This is a genomic window from Micromonospora sp. NPDC050495 (genome assembly GCF_040655175.1).
Classification (GTDB): Bacteria; Actinomycetota; Actinomycetes; order Mycobacteriales; family Micromonosporaceae; genus Micromonospora.
The window spans coordinates 1-5659 of record NZ_JBFAJK010000104.1 but is presented as its reverse complement, the minus strand read 5'-3'; the positions used below and the strand labels follow the sequence as shown (position 1 = coordinate 5659).

Annotated in this window: 4 protein-coding genes; 3 read left to right on the top strand and 1 reads right to left on the bottom strand. The window is 72.1% G+C overall.

The genetic code is table 11. The annotated features are described in order from the left end of the window. Positions 1 to 312: 312 nt before the first annotated feature. On the bottom strand, positions 313 to 990 hold the full coding sequence (locus AB0I11_RS34125) for a hypothetical protein (RefSeq protein WP_357330039.1): 678 nt from the start codon (positions 988 to 990) through the stop codon (positions 313 to 315). 69 nt (positions 991 to 1059) lie between these two features. Between AB0I11_RS34125 and AB0I11_RS34120 the strand changes: the two genes are divergently transcribed. From AB0I11_RS34120 to AB0I11_RS34110, 3 genes are read left to right on the top strand one after another with little or no spacing between them, the layout of a single operon-like run. Continuing rightward, positions 1060 to 3678: a valine--tRNA ligase gene (locus tag AB0I11_RS34120; protein ID WP_357330037.1), complete on the top strand. Its 2619-nt coding sequence runs from the start codon at positions 1060 to 1062 to the stop codon at positions 3676 to 3678. Positions 3679 to 3736: 58 nt separating this feature from the next. Further along, on the top strand, positions 3737 to 5071 hold the full coding sequence (locus AB0I11_RS34115) for a folylpolyglutamate synthase/dihydrofolate synthase family protein (RefSeq protein WP_357330035.1): 1335 nt from the start codon (positions 3737 to 3739) through the stop codon (positions 5069 to 5071). A 23-nt stretch (positions 5072 to 5094) separates the two neighbouring features. Then, on the top strand, positions 5095 to 5538 hold the full coding sequence (locus AB0I11_RS34110) for a DUF4233 domain-containing protein (protein WP_357330033.1): 444 nt from the start codon (positions 5095 to 5097) through the stop codon (positions 5536 to 5538). Positions 5539 to 5659: the final 121 nt, after the last annotated feature.

Below are 5659 nucleotides of genomic sequence, written 5' to 3'. Positions count from 1 at the left end.
CCGGAAGCTAAGCCCTCCAGCGCCGATGGTACTGCACTCGGGAGGGTGTGGGAGAGTAGGACACCGCCGGACAATCTTTCAGTCGAGGGCCACCCGTTGGGGTGGCCCTCACTGCATTTCCCCACCCCAGACATTTCCGGTGGCGGACGAACCCAGAGCCGGCGGGCGAACGCCGTCGGGTCAGGACGGGCAGAAGCGCGCGGACGAACCTGGACGCGGCGGGCGGGAACCCCGTCGGGTCAGCGATGCGCCTAGATCAGCGATGGGCCTAGAAAACGCCGCCGGGTCAGGACGGGCGGAAACGCCGCCGGGTCAGCGGCGCTCGATGGCCTCGCGCATGCGGCGGAACATGGCGGCCGAGTCGTTGACGGACCGGTTCGGGAAGATCGCCATCACCACGCTGCCGTGGTCGGCCCAGCCGCACACCGCGAAGTCGCCACCGTCGCCGTTGGTCGTACCGCACTTCATCACGCCGCCCAGCCGGCCGGCGTCCACCTCGCGCAGGCCGGTGACCTTGCCGGTCTCGTCCGCCATCAGCCCGAAGAGGCTGTCCAGGTCCCGTTCCGGCTGCCAGAGCAGGGTGGCGCCACCGAAGATCAGCACCGAACGCTTCGCGTCGGCCGGGTCCGCGTACACGGTGCCGAAGCTGCGGTCCAGCTCGATGTCGGCGGCGAAGCCGTCGCGCAGGTAGTCCGCGGTGCTCCGGGCCCGGTCGCTGTCGTCCCGGTGCAGCCCGGCCACCTCCGCCGGCGTGCTGAGCCGGGGATCCTTCTGCTGGAGCACCCGCCAACCACCCACGCCGAGCGCTCCCAGCCCGGCCAGCCCGACGACCAGGACGGCGGCGAGGACGATCCGCCGCCGGCGCGAGCGGCGGCCCGGCTCGGGCTCGTTTGCCGGGTCGCGGCGGCTCAGCTGGATCGGTTCGTCGGTCAGCTCGACGGGATCGGGACCGTCGTCGACCGGCCGCTCGGTCAGGTGCGCGTCGGACATGTCCGCCACCGTACGCGAACAGGAGGTGGCTCACGTCAGGTCTCCGAAAGCGCTCCGTAGACTTTCAGGGTGACCGAGAGACTGGATGCCCGACGCCCCGACGCCCCGACCCTTGCCGGCCAGTACCAGCCCGGCGAGGTAGAGCAGCGACGGTACGAGCAGTGGGTAGCCGCCGGCCACTTCCGGGCGTCTGCGGAGAGCGACAAGCCCCCCTTCACCATCGTCATCCCGCCGCCGAACGTCACCGGCTCGCTGCACATGGGTCACGCGTTCGAGCACACCCTGATGGACGCGCTGAACCGGCGTAAGCGGATGCAGGGCTACGAGGCGCTCTGGCTGCCCGGCATGGACCACGCCGGCATCGCCACCCAGAACCTGGTCGAGCGGCAACTCGCCGGCGAGGGCCTGTCCCGCCACGACCTGGGCCGGGAGAAGTTCGTCGAGCGGGTCTGGCAGTGGAAGGCCGAGTCCGGCGGCGCGATCCTCGGCCAGATGCGGCGCCTCGGTGACGCGGTCGACTGGGACCGGGAGCGCTTCACCATGGACGAGGGCCTCTCCCGGGCCGTCCAGACCATGTTCAAGAAGCTCTTCGACGACGGCCTGATCTACCGGGCCAACCGGATCATCAACTGGTGCCCGCGCTGCCTCACGGCGCTCTCCGACATCGAGGTGGAGCACACCGACGACGAGGGTGAGCTGATCTCGATCCGCTACAGCGACGACGTCGTGGTGGCCACCACCCGGGCCGAGACGATGCTCGGCGACACGGCGGTCGCGGTGCACCCGGACGACGAGCGCTACCGGCATCTCATCGGCACCGAGGTGGACGTGCCGCTCACCGACCGGCGGATCCCGATCGTGGCCGACGAGCACGTCGACCCGAGCTTCGGCACCGGCATGGTCAAGGTGACCCCGGCGCACGACCCGAACGACTTCGAGATCGGCCAGCGGCACGACCTGCCGGCGCTGACGATCATGGACGAGCGGGGCATCATCACCGCGCCCGGCCCGTTCCAGGGCCTGGACCGGTACGAGGCCCGCCCGGCGATCGTCGCCGCGCTGCGCGAGCAGGGCCTGATCGTCGCCGAGAAGCGCCCGTACGTGCACGCGGTCGGGCACTGCTCCCGGTGCAAGACCACGGTCGAGCCGCGGCTGTCGTTGCAGTGGTTCGTCAACACCGCCCCGCTGGCCAAGGCCGCCGGCGACGCGGTGCGCGACGGGCGGGTGGCGATCGAGCCGGCCGAGCTGGCCAAGCGCTACTTCGCCTGGGTCGACAACATGCACGACTGGTGCATCTCCCGGCAGCTCTGGTGGGGCCACCGCATCCCGGTCTGGTACGGCCCGGACGGCGAGATCGTCTGCGTCGGACCCGACGAGCAGCCGCCCACCGGCGAGGGCTGGCGGCAGGACGAGGACGTTCTGGACACCTGGTTCTCCAGCGGGCTGTGGCCGTTCTCCACCCTCGGCTGGCCCGAGCAGACCCCCGACCTGGCGAAGTTCTACCCGACCAGCGTGCTGGTCACCGGCTACGACATCCTCTTCTTCTGGGTCGCCCGGATGATGATGTTCGGCCTCTACGCGATGGACGGCGTGCAGCCGTTCGACGTGGTGGCCCTGCACGGCATGGTCCGCGACGAGCACGGCAAGAAGATGTCGAAGTCCTTCGGCAACGTGGTCGACCCGCTGGACTGGATCGACCGGTTCGGCGCCGACGCCACCCGGTTCACGCTGGCCCGGGGCGCCAACCCCGGCCAGGACGTGCCGGTCAGCGAGGAGTGGTGCCAGGGCTCCCGGAACTTCTGCAACAAGCTCTGGAACGCCACCCGGTTCGCGCTGCTCAACGGCGCGCACACCGACGGGCCGCTGCCGGCCGCGACCGAGCTGTCGACCGTCGACCGGTGGATCCTGTCCCGGCTGGCGCACGTCACCGCCGAGGTGGACGAGCAGTTCGAGGCGTACGAGTTCGCCAAGGTCTGCGACTTGCTCTACCACTTCGCCTGGGACGACGTCTGCGACTGGTACGTGGAGCTGAGCAAGCCGGTGCTCGCCGAGGGCGGGCCAGCCGCCGACGCCACCCGCCGGGTGCTCGGGCACGTGCTGGACCAGTTGCTGCGGCTGCTGCACCCGGTCATCCCGTTCGTCACCGACGAGCTGTGGACCGCGCTCACCGGCGGGGAGACGGTGATGACGGCCACCTGGCCGGCCGCCGACCGTACCCGGATCGACGACGCCGCGGAGAGCGAGGTCGGCACCCTGCAGCGGGTGGTGACCGAGATCCGGCGGTTCCGCTCCGACCAGGGGCTGCGCCCGACGCAGCGGGTGTCGGCCCGGCTGGACGGCCTGGCCGGCGCCGGCATCGCCGCGCACGAGCCGCTGATCCGCTCGCTGGTCCGCCTCGACGCGCCCGGCGACGACTTCCAGGCCAGCGCCACCCTCGCCATGCCCGGCGAGGTCAGCGTGGCGTTGGACACCCGGGGGTCGATCGACGTGGCCGCCGAGCGGGCCCGGCTCACCAAGGACCGGGCGGCCGCCGAGAAGGAGGCCGCGCAGGCGCGGGCGAAGCTGGACAACCCGGCGTTCGTCGGCAAGGCCCCCGAGCCGGTGGTCGCCAAGATCCGCGAACGGCTGGCGGTGGCCGAGGCGGACCTGATCCGGATCGACGCCGCGCTGGCGGCGCTGCCCTCGTGAGCGCGAGGAGAGAGCCGCTGTTGCGAGCCCCGCAGTCGGGAACGAAAGGTGGCTCCGCATGACCGACCGCACCCCATTCGCCGAGGTGGAGGCCGCGCTCAACGCGCGCGGCTTCACCCGGATCCGCTTCGAGCTGGAGAAGATCGAGAGCCTGCTCGACCTGCTCGGCAGCCCGCAGCGGGCGTACCCGTCGATCCACCTCACCGGCACCAACGGCAAGACCTCGACGGCCCGGATGATCGACTCGCTGTTGCGGGCGTTCGGGCTGCACACCGGCCGGTACACCAGCCCGCACCTGGAGACCGTGCGCGAGCGGATCAGCTTGGACGGCGAGCCGGTCAGCGAGGACCGCTTCGTCGCCACGTACCACGAGATCGCGCCGCTGGCCGAGCTGGTCGACCAGCGGTTCGACGAGCCGCTGACCTACTTCGACCTGACCACCGCGCTGGCGTTCGCCACGTTCGCCGACGCGCCGGTCGACGTTGCCGTGGTGGAGGTCGGGCTCGGCGGCGCCGAGGACGCCACCAACGTGATCCAGGCCGGCGTCGCGGTGATCACCCCGATCGGGCTGGACCACACCGAGTGGCTCGGCGACACGATCGAGGACATCGCGCTGCACAAGGCGGGCATCATCCACCCCGGCGCCACCGTGATTGCCGCGGCGCAGGAGGAGGAGGCGGCCCGCCCGATCCTGGCACGCTGCGCCGAGGTCAACGCCACCGTGGCCCGGGAGGGCGCCGAGTTCGGCGTGCTGCGCCGGGCGGTCGCGGTCGGCGGCCAGGTGCTGACCATCCAGGGCCTCGGCGGCGTGTACGAGGAGATCTTCATCCCGCTGCACGGCGCACACCAGGCGCAGAACGCGGCCGTGGCGCTGGCCGCCGTGGAGGCGTTCCTCGGCGCCGGGGCCCGCCGGCAGTTGGACATCGAGGCGGTCCGGGAGGGCTTCGCCGCGACCAGTTCGCCGGGGCGGCTGGAGAAGGTGCGTACCGCGCCGACGATCCTGCTCGACGGCGCGCACAACCCGCACGGGATGGCCGCCACGGTGACCGCGCTCCAGGAGGAGTTCGCGTTCAGCAAGCTGGTCGGGGTGCTCGCCGTGCTCGGCGACAAGGACGCGGCCAGCCTGCTGGAGCTGCTGGAGCCGGTGCTCGACTCCGTCGTGGTCACCCGCAACAGCTCGCCCCGGGCCATGGCCGTCGAGGAGTTGGCCGAGCTGGCCCGGGAGATCTTCGGGTCGGAGCGGGTGGAGGTCACCGAGGAGTTGCCGGACGCGATCGAGGCCGCGGTCGCCGAGGCCGAGTCCGACGTGCCGGGCGAGCTGGCCGGGGTGGGCGTGCTGATCACCGGATCGGTGGTGACCGTGGCCGACGCCCGCCGGCTGCTCAAGCGATGACCGGCCCGGCGGAGGACCGGCCGGTGACCGACGGCAACCCGCCGCCGGCCCCGACCGGTGACCGCGAGGCAGCGGCCGGTGGGTCGGCGGACGGGGCCGAGGCGGGCGCCCCGGCCGGGCCGGGGGAGCGGCGGTCCGGGCTGCGCAACCCGGTCAAGGCCGTCCGCGGGCTCGGGGCCGGCACGCTCGCGCTGGAGGCGCTGGTGCTGGTGCTCGCCATCCAGCCGATCCGGGTCGTCGGCGGCGACCTGGGCGGCCCGGCCATCGCGGCGATCGTCACCCTGGCGGTGGCCTGCGTGCTGCTCGCCGGTCAGATGAAGCGGCGGTGGGCCTGGCACGCCGGCACGGTCCTGCAGGGCCTGCTGATGCTCGCCGGGCTGCTGCACTGGTCGCTGCTCGTGCTGGGCGTGATGTTCGCCCTGGTGTGGGCGTACGCGCTGCACGTGCGGCGGGTCATCCTCGGCTGAGCGGCCCGCCGGTGACGCCGCCGGCGGGTCAGACACCCCAGGAGCTGAGATGTCAAGCGGCGATGGGGGTGGTGGCTCGGTGTGACCAGGCGGTGGCCTGGTTGTAGCGGGTGTGGGTCTT

Bases quoted from the DNA above. Each gene is read 5' to 3' on its own strand.
- AB0I11_RS34125 (WP_357330039.1), bottom strand. From the start codon at position 990: ATGTCCGACGCGCACCTGACCGAGCGGCCGGTCGACGACGGTCCCGAT.
- AB0I11_RS34115 (WP_357330035.1), top strand. From the start codon at position 3,737: ATGACCGACCGCACCCCATTCGCCGAGGTGGAGGCCGCGCTCAACGCG.